The following is a 19,625-nucleotide window of genomic DNA, read 5'->3' on the forward strand; positions in this document are numbered from 1 at the left end:
CGGGGAACGCTGACCGGACGGTGTGGTGCGGCGGCCGGGCGACCCGGCCGCCGCACCACCCCCGAGAACCGAGAGTGAGAAGACCGCCATGGTCGGTACGACCACATGGATCCGCCCGCTGGCCGAGGCCGGGGACGACCTCCCGGCGCACTGGGAGGTGTCCGGCTCCGCCTGCCGCACCACCCAGGGCCTGTTCGCCGCATGGGCCGGGGCCCTGCGGTTCCCGGACTACTTCGGCCACAACTGGGCCGCCTTCAACGACTGCCTGCGGGACGCGCTGTCGGGGGTCGGCACGACCGGCGGGGCGTCCGGGCCGGCGACCCTCGTCGTCCGGGAGGCCGGCGGCCTCCTCGCCGACGAGCCGGCGAAGGCACTGGGCATCCTCCTGAGCGTCCTCGCCGACCACGCGGACCTCGCCGGTGCCGGTGGTGGGCCGGCTCTGCTCCTGCTTCTCGACGACGAGCCGGAGCCGCTGCTCGACCTGGGGCGGCGCCTGGCGGCCGTCGGGTGGGAGACGAGCATCCCCGGCTCAGGCGCGTAGCTTGTAGCCGAAGCCGCGGACCGTCTCGATGCGGTCGCGGCCGACCTTGGCGCGCAGCCGCATCACCTGGACGTCCACCACGTGGGTGTCGCCGGACCAGGCGTAGCCCCAGGCCCGGTCCAGCAGGATCTCCCGGGTGAGCACCGTGCCGGGGGAGGCGACGAACTCGCGCCACAGCTTCAGCTCGGTGGTGGTGAGGTGGACGCGCTCCCCGTCCCGGTACACCTCCAGTGACGCCGGGCAGTACACCAGGTCGCCGAACCGGAGCGCACCGCTGCCCGGCCGCCGGTCGGTGACGGTCCGTCCTCGCGAGTCGGGCTCCCCGGGGGCGGGCAGGGCGCTGTCCTCAGGCTCGGTACCACCGCCGGTGTCGGCGGTTTCGAGGGCGAAGCCGACCGCCTGGCAGGGAGTGCTGTGCGCGCCGCCCTGGGTGAAGGCCTTCGCGTACGCGGCCTCGCCCAGCGCGTCGACGAGGGTCCGCTCGCACCGCGTGTGCTGTTCGGCCGGCTGCGGCCCGAACGCCGCGATGGAGCTGCCGGCGTCGCGCCACAGGACGTCCGCCGCGCCGAGCAGCCGGGCGGCCCGCTGGTGGGAGCCGCCGTCGGCGGCGGCCCAGGCGAGCAGCTCCAGCATCCTGGCGAGCATCGCGTGGTCCCGGAAGCCCCGCATGTTCTCCAGTGCGGCCCTGACCAGGGACTCGGTCCGCTTGCGGTCGCCTCGGTCCCAGGCGTGGTGGCCGAGGGCCAGCTGTACCTGGGCCCGCCCCCACCGCTCACCGCTCGCCTCGGCGGCGGTGACGACCCGACCCCCGGTCTCCGCTGCCCGGGGGTCGCCGGCGTACGCCTGGACACCCGCCAGCGCGACCAGCCAGGAGGTCGCCTCGCGCTCGTCGCCCAGTGCCGCCGCGGTGGTCCGGGAACGCTCGTACCGGCAGATGCTCTCGTCCGGGCGCCCCCGGTAGTGCGCCGACACCCCGCGCAGGCCGCTCGCCTGGTTCCGCACCCACGGGTCGTCCAAGGACTCGCCCAGGGCGTCGGCCTCGTCCAGCCAGCGGTCGGCCGTCTCCAGGTCGCCCTGGGTCTGCGCCACCCAGACGGCGGAGAGCAGCGCGCGGGCCCGCTCGTGGCTGGGCTCGGCGGAGGCGGCGAGGGCCCGCTCGAACTGGCGGCGCCCCTCGCTGAGGAAGCCGCCGGTGCACCAGTGCCAGCACAGGGCGCCGACCAGGGCGAACCGGGGCCGCGGATCGCCGTCGTGGTCGAGGGCGGCGAGCAGGTTGGTGTGCTCGGCGCGCAGCCGGGCCAGCTTCTCGGCCTGGCCCGGCCCGTACCACGTCCGGTCGATCTCGCGGGCGAGGGCGAGGAAGAAGTCGCGGTGCCGGCGGCGCAGTTCGTCCTGCTCGCCGGACTCCGCGAGGCGTTCCCGGCCGTACTCCCGGATGGTCGCCAGCAGCCGGTAGCGCGGGAGAGCGTCGTGCTCGTAGGCCAGGACCAGGACGACGGACTGGGCGACCAGCCGGTCGAGGAGGTCCAGCACCTCGGCCTCGGCGATGCCGTCGCCGGAGCAGACGGCCTCGGCGGCCTCCAGGCTGAACCCGCCGGCGAAGACGGTCAGCCGGTCCCACAGCAGCCGCTCGGCCGGGGTGCACAGCTCGTGGCTCCAGTCGATCACCCCGCGCAGGGTGCGGTGGTGGGCCGGTCCGGTCCGGCTGCCGCCGGTGAGCAGCGCGAAGCGGTTCTCCAGCCGGTCCGTGAGCTGTCCGACGGTGAGTGTGCGCAGCCGGGACGCGGCCAGCTCGATCGCCAGCGGCAGCCCGTCCAGCTCCGCGCAGAGGCGGGCGATCCCCGGGCGGTCCGCCTCGTCGGCCTCGTCGGCAGCGTCGACGCGGAAGTCCGGTCGGACGGCGGTGGCCCGGTCCCGCAGCAGCTCCACGGCCTCGTCCTCCGGAAGCGGGGCGAGCGGGAAGACCTGCTCGCCGGGGACGTCGAGGGTGTGGCGGCTGGTGGCGAGGATGCGGAGCCCGGGGGCGGCGGCCAGGAGCGTGGTGGCCAGCTCGGCGCAGGAGTCGATGAGGTGCTCGCAGTTGTCGAGCACCAGCAGGGTCCGCCGGTCGGCCAGGTAGGCGGCGAGCCGGTCCAACGCGGGCAGCGCCCCGAGGTCGGGCACCCGCAGCGCGCTCGATGCCACGGCCGCCACCGCCGAGGGACCGCTCACCGGGGCGAGGTCCACCAGCCAGACCCCGTCCGGGAAGGCCGTACGGGCCGCGGTGGACACCTCCAGCGCCAGCCGCGTCTTGCCCACCCCGCCCATGCCCGTGAGCGTGACTAAGCGCCGGGTGTCCAGCAGGCGCCGGATCTCGTCGATCTCCTGTCGCCTGCCCACGAAACCGGTGAACGGGGCGGGCAGGTTTCCCAGCGCGTCGGCGATCATGCTGGTCCCCCCTCTCTTGCACAGAACCGGAACCAGTCTGCACTGGTTCCGGTTCCTGCCACGTTACGGAGACGGAAACATGACAGGACGGGCGCGGTGTGGGAACACCGCGCCCGTCCTGCCGTGCTTCGGATCCGGGTCAGGAACCGGCCCGGCGCTTGTTGTAGACGTCGAAGCCGACGGCCGCGAGCAGCACCAGGCCCTTGATGACCTGCTGGTAGTCGGTGCCGACGCCGACCAGCGACATGCCGTTGTTGAGCACGCCGAGCACCAGGCCGCCGATGATGGCGCCCATCACGGTGCCCACGCCGCCGCTGGCCGAGGCGCCGCCGATGAACGCGGCGGCGATCGCCTCCAGCTCGAAGTTGATGCCGGCCTGCGGCGTGCCGGCGTTGAGCCGGGCGGCGAAGACCATCCCGGCCAGCGCCGCCAGGACGCCCATGTTGGTGAAGGCGAGGAAGACGACCCGCTTGCTCTTCACACCGGACAGCTTGGCCGCCGGCTCGTTGCCACCGATCGCGTAGGTGTGCCGGCCGATGATCGAGTTGCGCATCAGGTAGCCGAAGCCGACCAGCAGCGCGCCGAGGATCAGCAGCACGATCGGCACGCCGTGGTAGCTGGCGAGCAGCATGGTGAAGGTGGCCACGGCCGCGGTGATCACGGCGAGCTTGGTCAGGAACAGCGCGAGCGGGAGCACCTCCAGCCCGTACGAGGCGGTCTGCCGCCGGCCGCGCACCTCCTGGAGGATCGCGACGGCGAGGACGCCGAGGCCCAGCAGCAGGGTGAGGTTGTGGTAGTTGGTCTGCGGGCCGACCGCGGGGAGGAAGCCGCTGCTGATGTTCTGGAAGCCCTTGGGGAACGGCGCCACCGACTGGCCCTGCAGCAGGATCTGGGTGCCGCCGCGGAACAGCAGCATGCCCGCCAGCGTGACGATGAACGACGGGATCCCCAGGTAGGCGATCCAGAAGCCCTGCCAGGCGCCGGCCAGGGCCCCGATCAGCAGCGCGGCCGTGAGCGCCAGGGGCCAGGGCACCTGGTGCTTCACCATCATCACCGCGGCGGCGGCGCCGACGAAGGCGGCCAGCGAACCGACCGAGAGGTCGATGTGCCCGGCGATGATGACGATCATCATCCCGATCGCCAGGATGAGGATGTAGCCGTTCTGCTGGATCAGGTTGGTGATGTTGAGCGGCTGGAGCAGGATGCCGTCCGTCCAGATCTGGAACAGCACCACGATCAGCGCGAGGGCGACCAGCATGCCGTACTGGCGCACGTTACCGCGCAGCGCTCGGGCCAGTACGCCGCCGAGCGAGGGGCCGGGGCCGGCCTGCGGCGCCTTCGGGGACGAATCCGGGATGATCTCCGTCTGGGCCATGCCTCACACCTGCTCGTTGCTGGATGCGGCGCTCATGGTCATGAGCCGCATAAGGGATTCCTGGGTGGCGTCGGCGCGGGCGACCTCGCCGGTGATCCGGCCTTCGGCCATGGTGTAGATCCGGTCGCACAGGCCCAGGAGTTCGGGAAGTTCGGACGAGATGACGAGGACGGCCTTGCCCTCGGCGGCCAGTCCGGCGATGACCGTGTAGATCTCCGCCTTCGCGCCGATGTCGATGCCGCGGGTGGGCTCGTCGAGGATCAGCACCTCAGGCTCGGAGAAGATCCACTTGCTGAGGACGACCTTCTGCTGGTTGCCGCCGCTGAGCGTGCCGGTCCCGGTGAACACCGTCGGGGCCTTGATGTTCATGGTGCGCCGGAAGGACTCGGCGACCTTGGTCTCCTCGTGCCGGTTGACCCGGCCGTACGAGGCGACCTTGCCGAGCGCGCTCAGCGAGATGTTCCGGCTGATGTCGTCGATCAGGTTGAGGCCGAGGTGCTTGCGGTCCTCGGTGACGTACGCGATGCCGTGCCCGATCGCCTCGGGCACCGTCCGGGTCCGGATCTCCTCGCCGTGCAGGCGGACCGTGCCGGAGGCCCATCGCCCGTACGAGCGGCCGAAGACGCTCATCGCCAGCTCCGTGCGACCGGCGCCCATCAGGCCGGCGATGCCGACGATCTCACCGCGCCGCACGTTCAGCGAGGCGCCGTCGACCACCATGCGCTGCTGGTCGACGGGGTGCCGGACGCTCCAGTCCTCGACCTCGAAGGCGACCTCCCCGATCTCGGGGGTGCGCTCGGGGTAGCGGTGCTCCAGGTCGCGGCCGACCATGCCGCGGATGATCCGGTCCTCGGAGATGCCCTCGGCGCCGATCGCGATGGTCTCGATGGTCTGCCCGTCGCGCAGGATGGTCACGGAGTCCGCGACCCGGGCGATCTCGTTCAGCTTGTGCGAGATGATGATGCAGGCGATGCCCTGCGCCTTGAGCTCAAGGATCAGGTTGAGCAGCTTGCGACTGTCCTCGTCGTTCAGCGCGGCGGTCGGCTCGTCCAGGATGAGCAGCTTGACCTTCTTGGCCAGCGCCTTGGCGATCTCCACCAGCTGCTGCTTGCCCACGCCGAGGTCGGAGATCCGGGTGTGCGGGCTCTCGTCCAGGCCGACCTGGCGGAGCAGTTCGGCGGCGTGGGTGAGCGTCCGGCGCCAGCTGATGATGCCGCGGGCGGCGTGCTCGTTGCCGAGGAAGACGTTCTCGGCGATGGACAACTGGGGGACCAGTGCCAGCTCCTGATGGATGATCACGATGCCGCGCTGCTCGCTGGCCCGGATGTCCTTGAACCGGCAGGGCTCGCCCTCGAAGAGGATCTCGCCCTCGTAGCCGCCGTGCGGGTAGACGCCGCTGAGTACCTTCATCAGGGTGGACTTGCCGGCGCCGTTCTCGCCGCAGATGGCGTGCACCTCACCGGGGGCGACGGTCAGATTGACCTCGGAGAGCGCCTTGACCCCGGGGAACGACTTGCTGATCGACCGCATTTCGAGAACGGGTCCAGCCATGGTTGTGCGTCCGTATCGTTCGGGGCGGTGCGGAGTGCGGGGAGCCCCCGCACTCCGCACGGCCGGTTCGGCAGGGGCCCGTCGATCGGGCCCCACGGCTACTTGAGCTGGTCCGCGGTGTACTGACCGCTGTCGATCAGGGCCTTCTGGTAGCTGTCCTTGTCGACGAGCACCGGCTGGAGCAGCTGCGCCGGCACGACCTTCACGCCGTTGTTGTACTGGGTGGTGTCGTTGACCTCGGGCTTGCCGCCGGTCAGCAGGGCGTCGCCCATCTGGGCGGTCACCTTGGCCTGCAGGCGAGCGTCCTTGTAGATGCTCATGGTCTGCTCGCCGGCGATGATCGACTTCACCGAGGCCAGCTCGGCGTCCTGCCCGGTGATCACGGGCAGCGACTTGCCGCTGCCGTAGCCCACGCCCTTGAGCGAGGAGATGATGCCGATCGAGATGCCGTCGTACGGGGAGAGCACCGCGTCGACCCGGGCCGAGGTGTAGGCCTTGCTCAGCAGGTTGTCCATCCGGGACTGGGCGACACCGCCGTCCCAGCGCAGCGTGGCGACCTGGTTGAACTCGGTCTGGCCGCTCTGCACGACCAGCTTCTTGTCGTCCAGGTACGGCTTGAGGACGCTCATCGCGCCGTTGAAGAAGTAGCTGGAGTTGTTGTCGTCCGGCGAGCCGGCGAACAGCTCGATGTTGAACGGGCCCTTGCCGTCCTTGAGGCCGAGCTTGTCGACGATGTAGCTGCCCTGGAGGACACCCACCTTGTAGTTGTCGAAGGTCGCGTAGTAGTCGACGTTCTGCGTGCCGCGGATCAGCCGGTCGTAGGCGATCACCGGGATGTGGGAGTCGGCGGCCTTCTGCAGCACGTTGGTGAGCGAGGCGCCGTCGATCGCGGCGATCACCAGCAGCTTGGCGCCCTTGGTGATCATGTTCTCCACCTGGGAGACCTGGTTCTCCACCACGTTGTCGCCGAACTGCAGGTCGGTCTTGTAGCCCTTGGCCTGGAACTCCTTGACGATGTTGTTGCCGTCGTTGATCCAGCGCTCCGAGGACTTGGTGGGCATGGCGATGCCGACCAGCCCGCCCTTGGCGTCCCCCTTGGCCGAGGCGTCGCCGCCGACGCCGTTGGCGCTCTGGCCGCAGGCCGCCAAAGAGAGCAGCAGGCCGGTGGCGACGAGGCCTGCCGAGATCTTCCGCACAGTTCCCCTCCAGTGATGTTCGGCGACCGTCGCGGGCCCTGACCGGGCAGGCGGAGCGGTCGATCGGGATGGGCCGGAAACGGCCCCGGATCGGCTGGAGCGGGGCTCCGACCTCAATGTGTCACGAGTGTTAACGCTCACAATGTAACCGTCAAGTAGCCCTGGATCACGGTTCGGTACCCGAGGTGTGGGAATGCCGGGGAGGTGGCCACCGCCGAAGCGGAAGGGGCGCCGTCCGGTGTGCGACCGGTCGCGTACTGTGGTCCAAACCGAGGAGGGAACCACGAGTGGGAACCGATAGTGCCGGGACGGACCAGCGCCAGCCCGTGATGGCGGATGTGGCGAAACTGGCCGGAGTGTCCCACCAGACGGTGTCCCGCGTGCTCAACGGTGCCCCGCACGTACGGCCGGACACCCGCGACCGGGTGCTGGCCGCGATCCGGGAGCTGGACTACCGGCCCAACTCCGCCGCCCGCGCCCTGGTCACCCGCCGGTCGCAGACGCTCGGCGTGGTCAGCTTCGACTCGACGCTCTACGGCCCCGCCTCGATGCTGGACGGCATAGAGCGGGCCGCGCGCAGCGCCGGGTACTTCGTGAGTGTGACCAGCCTGCGCTCCCTGGACGGCCGTTCGGTCCAGGAGGCGGTCGACCGGCTGCGCGACCAGGGCGTGGAGGGCGTCGTCGTGATCGCGCCGCAGACCTCCGCCGTCAGCGCGGTGGCCCGGCTCTCCAGCTCGGTGCCGGTCGTCGCGGTCGGCTCGGGCGACCAGGCCCAGGTGCCCATGGTGTCGGTGGCCAACGCCGACGGCGCCGGAGCGGCCACCCGGCACCTGCTCGACCTGGGGCACCCCACCGTGCACCACGTGGCGGGCCCGGCCAACTGGCTGGAGAGCCACGACCGGGAGGAGGGCTGGCGCCGCACGCTGGAGGAGGCCGGGGCACCCGTGCCGGAGGTGGAGCGCGGCGACTGGAGCGCCCGCTCGGGCTATCAGGCGGGTCTGCGGATCGCCGGACAGCGGGACGTCACCGCCGTCTTCTGCGCCAACGACCACATGGCCCTCGGCCTGCTGCGCGCGCTGTACGACGCCGGCCTGTCGGTGCCGGACGACATCAGCGTGATCGGCTTCGACGACATCCCGGAGGCGGCCTACTTCATCCCGCCGCTGACCACGGTGCGTCAGGACTTCGGTGAACTCGGCCGCCGGGCACTGGAGATGCTGGTCGACGAGCTGGACGGTACGGCCCTCTCCCGGACCCATGTGCAGATCTCCCCGGAGATCGTGCTGCGGCTCAGCGTGGGACCGGCCGGGCGCGGTTGACCGGCGGCCCGGCCGCGCCTCCCCGGCCGTCCGGAGTGCCGCGGCCGGGTGCCCGGGAGGCCTGTGGCGACTCCCTTGACACTGAGATTGTTAGCGCTAACAATCCAGGTGAGCGTTCACAGGAACGCCTCTCCGAAACTCCGCAGGCCGGGTGCAGCTGCCCGCTTCTACGCTCCCGGCCGGCGGATTCTCGCTCCGTCCTCCTGAGGGGGAGCCGGCGGAGCGAAGTCTGTCGCCGGTGCGCTCCGCCTTGCCCCGGCTGAGGATCGCACCGGCGACAGGCCAATCCGAGGGCCTCCACCCCAGGCCTCCCGTACGAAGGATGAGCAAGTGACCGTGAGCCCTGCCGCCCACGATGCGGAGCGATACGCCGTCGGCGTCGACTTCGGAACCCTCTCCGGCCGCGCCGTCGTGGTCCGGGTGCGGGACGGTGAAGAGGTCGGCACCGCCGTCCACGAGTACCCGCACGCGGTCATCGAGAGCGAGCTGCCCGGCACCGGCCGCCAGCTCCCGCCGGACTGGGCCCTGCAGCACTTCGAGGACTGGCGCGAGGTGCTGCGCACCGCCGTCCCCGCCGCACTCGCCGCCTCCGGCGTCGACCCCGCGGACGTCATCGGGATCGCCACCGACTTCACCGCCTGCACCGTCCTGCCCGCCCTGGCCGACGGCACCCCGCTCGCCGAGCTTCCCGCGTGGGCGGACCGTCCGCACGCCTGGCCCAAGCTCTGGAAGCACCACGCGGCCCAGGGCCAGGCGGACCGGATCAACGAGCTGGCCCACGCCCGGGGCGAGAAGTGGATCTCCCGCTACGGCGGCCGGATCTCCGCCGAGTGGCAGTTCGCCAAGGCGCTCCAGGTCCTGGAGGAGGACCCGGCCGTCTACGCCGCCACCGAGCGCTGGATCGAGGCGGCCGACTGGATCGTCTGGCAGCTCACCGGCACCGAGAGCCGCAACACCTGCACGGCCGGTTACAAGGGCATCCACCAGGACGGCGGCTACCCGAGCGAGGACTACCTCGCCGCGCTCCACCCCGACTTCGCCGACTTCGCCCGCACCCGCCTGGAGCACCCGCTCTCCACGCTCGGCTCCCGGGTCGGCTCGCTCACCGCGCGGGCCGCCGAGTGGACCGGCCTGCCGGAGGGCATCGCGGTCGCCGCCGGCAACGTCGACGCCCACGTCGCCGCCCCGGCCGCCCGCGCGGTCGACGACGGCCGGCTGCTCGCGATCATGGGCACCTCCACCTGCCACGTCGTGAACGGCGCGACCCTCGCCGACGTCCCCGGCATCTGCGGGGTCGTCGAGGACGGCATCGTCGCCGGCTCCTACGGCTACGAGGCCGGCCAGAGCGCCGTCGGCGACATCTTCGCCTGGTGGCTGCGCCAGGGCGTGCCGGCCGAGTACCTGGCCGAGGCCGAGGCCACCGGCGAGGACCTGCACCGGCTGCTGACCCGCAAGGCCGCCGCCCAGCCCGTCGGCGGGCACGGCCTGGTGGCGCTCGACTGGATGAACGGCAACCGCTCCACCCTGGTCGACCACCACCTGTCCGGCGTGATCGTCGGACTCACCCTGACCACCCGCCCCGAGGAGATCTACCGGGCCCTGCTGGAGGCCACCGCCTTCGGCACCAGGGTCATCGTCGAGGCCCTGGAGGGCGGCGGGGTCCCCGTCACCGAGTTCATCGTCACCGGCGGCCTCAAGAAGAACGCGCTGCTGATGCAGATCTACGCCGACGTGCTGCGCCGCCCGGTCTCGGTCGCCGAGTCGGAGCAGGGCCCCGCGCTCGGCTCCGCGATCCACGCCGCCGTCGCCGCCGGGGCGTACCCGGACGTGCGGACCGCGGCCGCCGCCATGGGCCGGGTGCAGCAGGGCGCCTACCAGCCCGACCCGGCCACCGCCGACGTGTACGACCTGCTCTTCGCCGAGTACCGCGCCCTGCACGACCACTTCGGCCTCGGCGCCGACAAGCTCCTGCACCGCCTGCGGGACATCCGCAACGCCGCCCTCACCACCCCGAGCGAGGCCCAGTGAACGCCATCGACCTCATCCGCCGCCAGGTCAGCGACCTCCACCAGGAGCTCGTCCGCTACCAGTTGGTGGTCTGGACCGCCGGCAACGTCTCGGCGCGCGTCCCCGGCGAGGACCTGCTGGTCATCAAGCCCAGCGGCGTCTCCTACGACGAGCTGACCCCGCAGAACATGATCGTCTGCGACCTGGACGGCAACGTCGTCGAGGGCGACCACGCGCCCTCCTCCGACACCGCCGCCCACGCCTACGTCTACCGGCACATGCCCGAGGTCGGCGGCGTGGTCCACACCCACTCCACGTACGCCTGCGCCTGGGCCGCCCGCGGCGAGGCCGTGCCGTGCGTACTCACCGCGATGGCCGACGAGTTCGGCGCCGAGATCCCGATCGGCCCGTTCGCCCTGATCGGCGACGACTCGATCGGCCGGGGCATCGTGGACACCCTCAAGGGCCACCGCTCGCCCGCCGTCCTGATGAAGAGCCACGGTGTGTTCACCATCGGCAAGGACGCCAAGGCCGCCGTCAAGGCCGCCGTGATGTGCGAGGACGTCGCCCGCACCGTGCACATCTCCCGCCAGCTCGGCGAACCCCTGCCGATCGCCCAGGCGGACATCGACAGTCTCAACTTCCGTTACCAGAACGTCTACGGCCAGCCCCAGGGCCGGTGAGGAGCCACCCCATGAAAAGCCTATGGAAGGCCGCGAGGTCTGGTTCCTGACCGGTAGCCAGGGGCTGTACGGCGAGGACACCCTGCGCCAGGTCGCCGAGCAGTCCCAGCGGATCGCCGAAGCCCTGAACCGGGACCAGCTCCTGCCGGTCAAGGTCGTCTGGAAGCCCGTCCTCACCGACGCCGGCGCGATCCGTCGGATCTGTCTGGACGCCAACTCCGCCGACGACTGCATCGGCCTGATCGCCTGGATGCACACCTTCTCCCCGGCGAAGATGTGGATCGCCGGCCTGGACGCCCTGCGCAAGCCGCTGCTCCACCTGCACACCCAGGCCGATGTGGACCTGCCCTGGGACTCCATCGACATGGACTTCATGAACCTGAACCAGGCCGCCCACGGCGACCGCGAGTTCGGCTACATCCAGTCCCGTCTCGGCGTGCCGCGCAAGACCGTCGCCGGGCACGTCACCGACCCGGCCGTCTCCGCCCGGGTCGCCACCTGGGCCCGCGCCGCGGCCGGCCGCGCCGAGCTCCGCAGCCTGAAGCTCGCCCGCTTCGGCGACAACATGCGCGATGTCGCCGTCACCGAGGGCGACAAGGTCGAGGCCCAGCTCCGCTTCGGCGTCTCCGTCAACACCTACGGCGTCAACGACCTCGTCGAAGCGGTGGACGCCACGGAGGACGGCGACGTCACCGCGCTGGTCAAGGAGTACGAGGACCTCTACCGCCTCGCGCCCGAGCTGCGGGCCGGCGGCGAGCGCCACGACTCGCTGCGCTACGCCGCGCGGATCGAGCTCGGCCTGCGCACCTTCCTCGACGAGGGCGGCTTCCGGGCCTTCACCACCAACTTCGAGGACCTCGGCGGACTGCGCCAGCTGCCCGGCCTCGCCGTGCAGCGGCTGATGGCCGACGGCTACGGCTTCGGCGGCGAGGGCGACTGGAAGACCGCCACCCTGCTGCGCACCCTCAAGGTGGCGGCCACCGGACTGGCGGGCGGCACCTCCTTCATGGAGGACTACACCTACCACCTGGAGTTCGGCCGCGAGCTGATCCTCGGCGCCCACATGCTGGAGGTCTGCCCGAGCATCGCATCGGCCACGCCGTCCTGCGAGATCCACCCGCTGTCCATCGGCGGGCGCGAGGACCCGGTCCGGCTGGTCTTCGACGCCGAGCCCGGCCCCGCCGTGGTGATCGGCCTCGCCGACCTGGGCGACCGCTTCCGGCTGGTCGCCAACGAGGTCGACGTGGTCGCGCCGCCGCAGCCGCTGCCGCACCTGCCGGTCGCCCGCGCCGTCTGGAAGCCCCGTCCGGACCTGCACACCTCCACCGAGGCCTGGCTGACGGCCGGCGGCCCGCACCACACCGTGCTCTCCTCCGCGCTCGGCACCGAGGAGCTGGAGGACCTCGCCGAGATGCTCAGCGTGGAACTCCTGGTGATCGACGACGACACCAACATCAGGCGGTTCACCAAGGAGCTGCGCTGGAACCAGGCCTACTACCGGCTGGCCCAGGGGCTCTGACCACGCCGCGCCCCACCGCGCTCCGCCCCGGCGACGCCCGTCCGTACCCACGGACGGGCGTCGCCGCCGCACCGCAGCCCCGAAGGAACGGAGGAGTACCGTGCCGAGAGACGCACTCGTCTCGGAGGGCGAACTGACGGTCTCCCAGGAGACCGCCGCGACCCTGCCGGACGGACGTCCGGTCACCCGCTGGACCATCGGCTCCCCGCGGGGCGTCACCGCGGAGGTGCTCAGCCTCGGCGCCCGCCTCCAGGCCCTGTACGCGCCGGACCGCGACGGACGGTGGGAGAACGTCGTCCTCGGCTGCGACGGCGTCGAGGAGATGCTCGGCGAGGCCGCCTACCTCGGTGCGACGGTCGGCCGCTACGCCAACCGGATCGCCGACGGCACGGTGCCGGTGGACGGGACGACCCACCGGGTGGCGACCCAGGAGACCGGCCACACCCTGCACGGCGGCCCGGACGGTTTCGCCACCAGGCTCTGGGAGGGCGCGCCGGTCCGCGAGGGCCGGCGGGTCGGCGTGGCCCTGCGGCTGCGCAGCCCCACCGGCGACCAGGGGTTCCCGGGGGAGCTCTCCGTCGAGGTGACGTACCTGCTCGACCCGGCCGGTGAGCTCTGGATCGGCTACCGGGCGACCACGGACGCCCCGACGGTCGTCAACTTCACCAACCACGCGTACTTCAACCTGGCCGGCGAGGGCAGCGGGACGGTTCTCGACCACACGCTGCGGGTCGACGCCCCGGGCTACCTGCCCGTCGACGGGGAGCTGATCCCCACCGGCCCGGTCGAGCCCGTCACCGGCACGCCCTTCGACCTGCGCGAGGCGGCGGTGCTCGGCGAGCGGGTCGTCGACGGGCATCCGCAGATCGCCGGGGCCGGCGGCGGCTTCGACCACAACTGGGTGCTGGACGGCCACGGCTTCCGCCGGGTCGCCGTGCTGAGCCACCCGGCCGGCGGCCGGAGCGTCGAGTGCTTCACCACGGAACCGGGGATCCAGGTCTACACCGGGAACCACTTCGACGGCTCGCTGACCGGCCGCTCCGGCCGCCCGTACCGGAAGTACGCGGGCGTCGCGCTGGAGACCCAGCACTTCCCGGACTCGCCCAACCGTCCCGAGTACCCCTCCACCGTCCTGCGCCCGGGCGAGCAGTTCCGGTCGATGACGGTCTACCGCTTCTCGGCCGGGTAGTAGGGGCCCGGCCGGGGAAGGACGGGGGCGGTGGGCCGGAGGGGGCCCGCCGCCCCTCGTTGTGTTGGGGCCTGTCCGGCCGACCTCGCCCGGCGTCGCGCGCCCGGCGAGAGCGGCCGGACCGGACCTACCCCGCGACGAAGACCCGGACGTCCCAGGCGCCGAGGGAGACCGACCCGCCGGCCGCCACCGAGGCGCCGCCCAGCACATTGGTCAGGGCCACCGGCGCCTGGGCCCGGGCGGGCTGCCAGCTCCAGTTGTGGACCACGTGGACGCGGCGCCCGTCGGCGGCCGTACCGGTGGCCACGGTGACCGACGGGGGCAGGTCGCGCCAGCCGCTGACCGGGGTGGGCGCCAGCCAGGCGGCCAGGGCCCGGGCCAGGTCGCGGCCGGGCACCGCGCCGACGCAGGTCACCCGGCCCGCGCCGTGGGCGCGGGTGGTGACGGCGGACCAGCGGCCGAAGTGCGGGTGGTCGTACCCGGCCAGCGCCGTGGCGTCGGTGACCGTCAGGCCCTCGACCCACCGGGTCGCGGTGGTGCCCGCCGGGAGCTCCAGCGGACTGCCGGGGACGGCGCGCAGCGGGAGGTCCGAGGACAGGTTGCTGAACTCGTCGTACCAGGCGCCCGCGGCGGCCGCGAGGCGCGGCGGAGCGGTCTCGTGGCGCGCGCGCCCCTCCTGGTCGGCGTAGCCGGTGCGGGGCCCGAGCACGAGGTGGCCGCCGGCCTCGGCGTAGGCGACCAGCCAGTCCAGCAGCGAGTCCTCGGCGAGGTAGAGGCCGGGGACCATCAGCACGGGGTGGCGCCGGGCGGCCTCCTCGGGCGTCGGCCCGCTCCGTTCGCCGCGGGCGTCGTGCAGCTGGCGGGCGTGCAGGATCCGCACCTGGCGGCCGGCCTCGAAGGCGCCGCGGTAGAACGGGTCGACGATCCGGTGGTAGGAGGCCGGGTCCGCGCTGCCGTCCGGCTTCGCGATCGGCGGGTACTTCTGCATCAGCCACTTGCTCGGCATGGAGTACACCATCGCGATGTCGGCGTCCGGTTCGATCCCGGCGACCAGCTCGCCCGCCGTCTCGAACTCGACGCCCAGACGGGCGAGTTCGGCGTACACCCGGCCGGGCTTGCCGCTGTGCGGCAGGATGCCGCCCCAGTAGGTCTCGGTGCCGAAGTGCAGGGTGTGCCAGTGCCAGTACTCGATCATCCGGGCGCCGCGCGAGACGAGGGCCCAGGCGGCCTGCCGCCACTGGCCGTCGAAGGCGGGCCGGTTCTCCGAAGTGCCGCTGATGGCCTGGGCGTTGGTCTCGGTGACCAGGAAGGGCTCCTGGCGGGAGGAGAAGATCCGGTCGGCGCTCTGGAACAGGGCCCAGACACCGCTGGTCTTCCACCACTGCTCGTGGTCCTCGGGCGTCGGGTCGGGCAGCGCGAGGGCGTCCTGCATGTCGTAGTACGGGTTGCCCGCGGTGACGTCCAGGGCGTCGGTGGCCTCGTCGTCCTCCAGCGCGGGGTGGTTGTAGGCGAGGCAGGTGGTGACGAACTGGTCGGGGCGGGCGTACTCGCGGGTGATCGCGGCCTGCCAGGCGACGAACTCGGTGGTCTGGCGGGCCTGGAACGCCCGCCACGCGATGTCGTACTGCGGCTGCTGGTTGTCGTCGGGCCGCCACAGGTCGGCCCAGGTGGAGAGCCGGTGCGACCAGTAGACCAGGCCCCACTCCCGGTTGAGGTTCTCCACGTCGCCGTAGGTGTGGCGCAGGTGGTCGGCGAAGCGCTGGAAGACGCCGTTGTTGTGCGGCAGGCGCAGGCCGGGCTCGTTGTCGACCTGGAAGCCGATGACGGCCGGGTGCGCGGCGTAGCGGTCGAGGATCGCCCGGGAGACGCGTTCGGCGTGGTACCGGAAGGCGGGGTGGGAGAAGTCGGCCTCCTGGCGCGCGCCCCAGCCCATCCGCTGACCCGTCGCCCGGTCGGTGACGATCTCCGGGTACTGCCGGGCGAGCCACGGCGGCACGGCGTAGGTGGGCGTGCCGAGCACGACCGCGATGCCGCGCTCGTGGGCGCCGTCGAGGACGGGGGCCAGCCAGTCAAGATCGAACCGGCCGTTCTCCGGCTCCCAGGTGGACCAGACGGACTCGCCGACCCGGATGACGGTGAACCTCGCCGCGACCATCAGATCGAGGTCTTCCTTGAGCCGCTCGTACGGCTGGTACTCGTGGTAGTAGGCGGCGCCGAACAGGACGCGCGGAGGCAGCGGGGCCATGGGTGCACCTCGGGAGACGTGAGGGCCCCGGCTGCCGCTCCAGTAGTGGAAGGTGAGCGTCGCCGGCACGCCGTCCTTGAGGGACTTGAGGAACTCGGCGTTGAGCGTGGTGGTGTTGGCGTCGTACTGCGGGGCGAAGGAGGCGCCGAAGCCCGGGAACGCCGTCCAGCTGGCCGGGCCGGCGTTGGTGCCGTCGGCGTACTTGGCCTCCAGGGTGGCCAGCAGGTCACCGTTGAACTTGGTGGGGACGGTGAGCGCGGCGGTGGTCCCGGTGGCGTCCGACAGCTCCGGCTTGTCGGAGGTGTTCACGTTGAGCCGCCACGGCACGCCCTCGGAGAACCAGATCTCCACGGTGTCGTTGAGGCCGAGCTCGCGGTCGCCGGCCAGCTTGGTGAGCGCGGCCGCCGTCAGGGTGAGCTTGTTGTCCTTGATGGTGTAGTCGGGGCCGTCGCGCAGCGGGGTGTTGTCGTGCCAGACCGTCAGCGGCTTGGTGCCGTTCGGGTTGAGGTCGATCGTCCGGTCCTGGAGGGCGCCGGACTTCGGCAGGAAGAGGTTGTCGGTGGAGGCGGTGCCGGAGCGGGTCTCCCAGGACTGCTGGATGACGTCCATCAGCTCCGGGTCGCGCCACTCCAGGCCGGCCCGGTTCAGGAAGTTCGCGTCGTCCCACAGCGCGCCGGTGACCCCGCTGGAACGGATCTGGTAGCCCAGCTCCTCGTAGTACTTCTCCATCTCGCCGTGCTCGACGTAGCCCGAGTTCGGCTCGCTGAGCAGGCCGTACTCGCCCAGGTAGACCGGGATGCCCTTCTTGACGAAGGTGTCGCGCATCCGGGCGAAGGCCTCGGTCATGTCCTTGCGGGAGTTCTCGGAGTACGTGGTCTCGCCCGCGATGTTCACACTGAACGGCCAGTAGCCGTAGTAGTGCACGGTGGCGACCAGGTTGCGGTCGTGCAGCGAGTCGATGGTCTTCGCCAGGTCGTCCATCAGCGGCTGGGACGGCGTGCAGACCTGGGTCGGCAGGACCAGCAGGCGGTCCTTGTTCTTGCCGCCGGACTTGCGGACGATGGAGTGGAACGAGGTGTTGAGCTCGTTCATGTACTGGGTCTTCTGGGCGTCGGTCGCGTTGTTGAACTGCGGCTCGTTGACGCTCTCCAGGAGCAGCTTGCGGGGCTCGTCCTTGAAGGTGGTGGCGATCTGCTGCCAGGTCGCGTCGAACCGGGCGCGCACCTTGTCGTGGTCGGTCGCGATGTCGGCGATCCACTGCCAGGAGTCGTGGTGCACGTTGAGCTCGACGTAGAGGCCCTCGGCCAGGGCCAGGTCGACGACCTGCTTGACCCGCTTCATGTACACCGGGTCGATGGTGTACGGGGCGGTGGTCGACTGGTGGGTGTACCAGGTGACGGGGATGCGGACGCTGTTGAAGCCCTCGCCCACGAGGTGCTCGAACAGGGCCTTGCTGGCCAGCGGGTTGCCCCAGGAGGTCTCGTCGGGGATGGCGTCCAGGGTGTTGCCGAGGTTCCAGCTGGGCTGCATGTCGGCCACGGCGTCCATCGCGTTGCGCGGGACGCTGTCGGTGGCCGACTGCGATCCGGCCGGGGCGGCCGTCGCGGCTGTCGCGGTGCCGCCGACGAGGCTGCCGGCGGTGACCATGGCCACCACGAGGCCGGTCGTCCGGCCGAGTCGACGGCTGCGCGGGCGCGCGGTCACCTGGGGGTCGTTCACGGGTCGTCCCTTTTCTGAGCTGGGCGGGGGTGTGACTGCCGGTCAGGCGACCGTTCCGGTCACCGTGGTGCCGGTCTTCTTGACGTGGTACGTCGCGGTTTCGCCGCTGTAGAAGTGGAAGACCAGCGTCGCCGTGTCGCCCTCGCGGAGCGAGGCCAGGAACGCGGGGGTCAGGATGATCGTGCCGTTCGCGTAGTCCGGCGAGAAGGCCTGGTTGAACTCCTGGTACGGGGTCCAGCTGGTCGGGCCGGCGTTGGTGCCGTCGGCGTAGGTGGAGTGCATGGTCGCCAGGTCGTTGCCCCGGTACTGGGTGGGGACGGTGAACGCCTCGTTGGTGCCGACCGCGTCCGAGACCACCGGGGTGTCGTTGCTGACGACGTCGATGCTCCAGGGCAGCCCGCGGCTGAACCGGGCCTGGAGCGTCGCGTTGACGCCGTAGGCGCGGTCGCCGGCCAGGCGGGTGAGCGCCTTGGCGGTGAAGGTCAGCTGGTTGCCGGAGACGGTGTAGTCCTGTCCCGCGACCAGCTTGGTGTCGCCCTGCCAGATGCCCCGGAAGGCGAGGCCGTTGAGGTTCAGGGTGAGCGACTTGGCGGTGATCGGGCCGGACTTCGGCACGAAGACCTTGTCGAAGGAGGTCGAGCCCGAACGGGTGGTCCAGCTCGACTTGATCACGTCGAACAGGCCCTGGTCACGCCACTTGAGGGTGTCGCGGTTCAGGTAGGAGAACGGGTCCCACAGGGCGGTGGTGACGCCGTACTTGCGTGCCCCGTAGCCCACGTGCTCGTAGTACTTCAGCACCTCGCCCCGCTCGATGCGGGTGGGGTGGAACTGGTCGGGGTACGCGAGCAGGCCGTACTCGCCGACGTAGAGCGGGATGCCCTTGGCGACGAAGGTGTCGTGCATGGCGCCGAAGGTCTCCTCCAGGCCCTTCTGCGCGACGTCGTCGTACAGGATGCCGCCCGCGACGTTCACGCTGAACGGGTACCAGCTGTAGTAGTGCACGGTCGCCACGAGCTGACGGTCGTTCAGCGAACGGATCACGCTGTACAGGTCGTCCATGTAGGCCTGCGTGCCGCTGCCGGCCGGCGTGGTCAGGACGAGCATGCGCTTCGCGTTCAGCCCGCCCGAGGCGCGGACGACCTGGTGGAAGGAGACCTGGAGCTCCCTCAGCAGCTCCAGCTTCTGCGCGTCCGTGGTGTTGTCGAACTGCGGCTCGTTGATGCCCTCGAAGAGCAGGGTGCGCGGCTCGTCCTTGAACGCCGCGGAGATCTGCGTCCAGGTGGAGTTGAAGCGGTTGACCACGGTGTCGTGCTCGGTGGGCATCTTGTTGACCCACTGCCACGAGTCGTGGTGGACGTTGAGCACCACGTACAGGCCGCTCGCCTGCGCCCAGTCGACGATCTGCTTGACGCGGGTCATGTAGGTGGCGTCGACGGTCCACGGTGCGGTGGTCGACTGGTGGTCGCTCCAGCTCACCGGGATGCGGACGCTGCGGAAGCCCTGGCCGGCGAGGGTCTCGAAGGTCGCCTTGGTGGTCTGGCCGTTGCCCCAGGACGACTCGTTCGGGATCGCGTCCAGGGTGTTGCCGAGGTTCCAGCTGGGCTGCATCCGCGCGACGGCGTCCATCGGGTTCTCCGGAACCCGGACCGCCGGGCGCGACCCCTGGTGCTCGTCGGGCGCGGCGAGCGCGGCGCCGCCGGACAGGCCCAGCATGACGGTCAGCGCCGTCAGTACGACGGCCAGGCGGCCGGGGCCCCGGCCGCGGCGCTCGGCGGGTTGCTGTATGTCCTTCACGTGTCGTCCCTCTCGTGAGTGCGGGTGGTGCATTCCTGACAGGTGGTCATGAGGTCGTGG

At 71.4% G+C, this 19,625-nt stretch carries 12 protein-coding genes; 6 read left to right on the forward strand and 6 right to left on the reverse strand.

The features are described from left to right. The first annotated feature begins 88 nt into the window (after positions 1-88). On the forward strand, positions 89-541 hold the full coding sequence (locus tag ACFP3U_RS01605) for a barstar family protein (protein ID WP_380223235.1): 453 nt from the start codon (positions 89-91) through the stop codon (positions 539-541). Here ACFP3U_RS01605 and ACFP3U_RS01610 read toward each other — a convergent pair. From ACFP3U_RS01610 to chvE, 4 genes are all read right to left on the reverse strand, one after another. Further along, on the reverse strand, positions 530-2,968 hold the full coding sequence (locus tag ACFP3U_RS01610; protein WP_380223236.1) for an ATP-binding protein: 2,439 nt from the start codon (positions 2,966-2,968) through the stop codon (positions 530-532). The two genes, ACFP3U_RS01605 and ACFP3U_RS01610, sit on opposite strands and share 12 nt — an antisense overlap. Positions 2,969-3,107: 139 nt before the next feature. Then, positions 3,108-4,343, reverse strand: coding sequence for a multiple monosaccharide ABC transporter permease (gene mmsB / locus ACFP3U_RS01615; protein ID WP_380223237.1), 1,236 nt, complete (start codon positions 4,341-4,343; stop codon positions 3,108-3,110). Positions 4,344-4,346: 3 nt separating this feature from the next. After that, on the reverse strand, positions 4,347-5,894 hold the full coding sequence (mmsA, locus tag ACFP3U_RS01620) for a multiple monosaccharide ABC transporter ATP-binding protein (RefSeq protein ID WP_380223238.1): 1,548 nt from the start codon (positions 5,892-5,894) through the stop codon (positions 4,347-4,349). 98 nt (positions 5,895-5,992) lie between these two features. Further along, positions 5,993-7,090 (reverse strand): multiple monosaccharide ABC transporter substrate-binding protein, encoded by a 1,098-nt coding sequence (gene chvE, locus ACFP3U_RS01625; RefSeq protein ID WP_380223239.1) that lies wholly within the window; start codon positions 7,088-7,090, stop codon positions 5,993-5,995. Between the two features lie 329 nt (positions 7,091-7,419). Here chvE and ACFP3U_RS01630 point away from each other — a divergent pair, with 329 nt between their 5' ends. The 5 genes from ACFP3U_RS01630 (at position 7,420) to ACFP3U_RS01650 (ending at position 13,807) form a co-directional block, all read left to right on the forward strand. After that, positions 7,420-8,409: a LacI family DNA-binding transcriptional regulator gene (locus tag ACFP3U_RS01630; RefSeq protein ID WP_380223307.1), complete on the forward strand. Its 990-nt coding sequence runs from the start codon at positions 7,420-7,422 to the stop codon at positions 8,407-8,409. A gap of 330 nt (positions 8,410-8,739) precedes the next feature. Continuing rightward, on the forward strand, positions 8,740-10,437 hold the full coding sequence (locus ACFP3U_RS01635) for a ribulokinase (protein ID WP_380223240.1): 1,698 nt from the start codon (positions 8,740-8,742) through the stop codon (positions 10,435-10,437). Next, positions 10,434-11,099: an L-ribulose-5-phosphate 4-epimerase gene (locus ACFP3U_RS01640; RefSeq protein ID WP_380223241.1), complete on the forward strand. Its 666-nt coding sequence runs from the start codon at positions 10,434-10,436 to the stop codon at positions 11,097-11,099. The genes ACFP3U_RS01635 and ACFP3U_RS01640 overlap by 4 nt, the downstream gene beginning before the upstream one ends. Before the next feature lie 22 nt (positions 11,100-11,121). Further along, positions 11,122-12,618: an L-arabinose isomerase gene (gene araA / locus ACFP3U_RS01645; protein WP_380223242.1), complete on the forward strand. Its 1,497-nt coding sequence runs from the start codon at positions 11,122-11,124 to the stop codon at positions 12,616-12,618. Between the two features lie 100 nt (positions 12,619-12,718). Next, entirely contained in the window at positions 12,719-13,807 is a 1,089-nt protein-coding gene (locus ACFP3U_RS01650) for an aldose epimerase family protein (protein ID WP_380223243.1), read from the forward strand. Between the two features lie 127 nt (positions 13,808-13,934). On the opposite strand, the gene ACFP3U_RS01655 is transcribed toward ACFP3U_RS01650, so the two are convergent. Further along, positions 13,935-17,771 carry a beta-galactosidase gene (locus ACFP3U_RS01655; protein WP_380223244.1) on the reverse strand — a complete coding sequence of 1,279 codons (3,837 nt, stop codon included), beginning with the start codon at positions 17,769-17,771 and terminating at the stop codon, positions 13,935-13,937. Between the two features lie 42 nt (positions 17,772-17,813). Then, positions 17,814-19,565, reverse strand: coding sequence for a cellulase family glycosylhydrolase (locus ACFP3U_RS01660; RefSeq protein ID WP_380223245.1), 1,752 nt, complete (start codon positions 19,563-19,565; stop codon positions 17,814-17,816). Positions 19,566-19,625: the final 60 nt, after the last annotated feature.

The organism is Kitasatospora misakiensis (genome assembly GCF_042656005.1).
Classification (GTDB): domain Bacteria; phylum Actinomycetota; class Actinomycetes; order Streptomycetales; family Streptomycetaceae; genus Kitasatospora; species Kitasatospora misakiensis.